This is a genomic window from Pseudomonas sp. UBA4194, from assembly GCF_002379585.1.
GTDB lineage: Bacteria > Pseudomonadota > Gammaproteobacteria > Pseudomonadales > Pseudomonadaceae > Aquipseudomonas.
In genome coordinates, this window is sequence record NZ_DFUE01000018.1 from 1 (window position 1) to 739 (window position 739).

Sequence of the window (739 nt, forward strand, 5' to 3'; positions counted from 1 at the left end):
CGCCATAGGTGCTGGTCGACAGAGTCAACTCGCGCTCGGCCGTCAGTGCTTCCAACTGGTCACCCAGCAGGCTGTAGACGCTGTCGTCGAAACGCATGGTGCTCACCGGCGCTACGATCTGACCATCCTGTACCCAGAAAGTGGCAAAGCGTGTCAGCCCGGTCATGCGTGCCGCCGGCATGTCCGAGTAGTTCAAGTACCACAGGTTGCTGATGTACAGCCCGGTGCCCAGGCGCTGCAGGATATCGGCCTGCTCCAGGCGGCCGGCGGCCATCTCCAGCGCACTGGGGGCCTCACCCCAACCTGCGCCGTTACCCTGCAAGCCATATTCGGCGGCGCTGCGCGAATCCACCAGGCGCTCACCGGCTGCGCCGGCGTCGACCAGGGTCAGATCCATGCGCGGGTAGCCCTCCTCGGAAAAGGCCGGGCTGAGCGACCCGCTGACCTGTTCCTTGAGGCTGACCATCGGGTTCAGCGCTGCTTCACCGGCATACAGCCGCTGCAGCGGGCTGTTCTTGCTGGCGATGGACTGCGCGGAAAACCCGCCCCAGCTGAGCATGCCGACGATTTCGTCCAGCGCGGCCGGCGCCAGGTAGGCACGGTACTCTCCCGGCGCCAGCACCTTGAGCGGTCGGCCGAGGTATTCCAGCTGTTCGCGGGCCTGGGCCAGGCGGGCGGCAAACGCTTCGGCCTGCCAGTGCTGGCCGGCATAGTTGGCCTTCACCGCTTCGCCATTGGC

General features: G+C 66.3%; 1 protein-coding gene. It reads right to left on the minus strand.

Features of this window, described 5'->3' with window-relative positions:
* The coding region (locus tag B3397_RS04505; protein ID WP_296247678.1) for a metallopeptidase TldD-related protein at positions 1-739 on the minus strand (739 nt) is incomplete at both ends.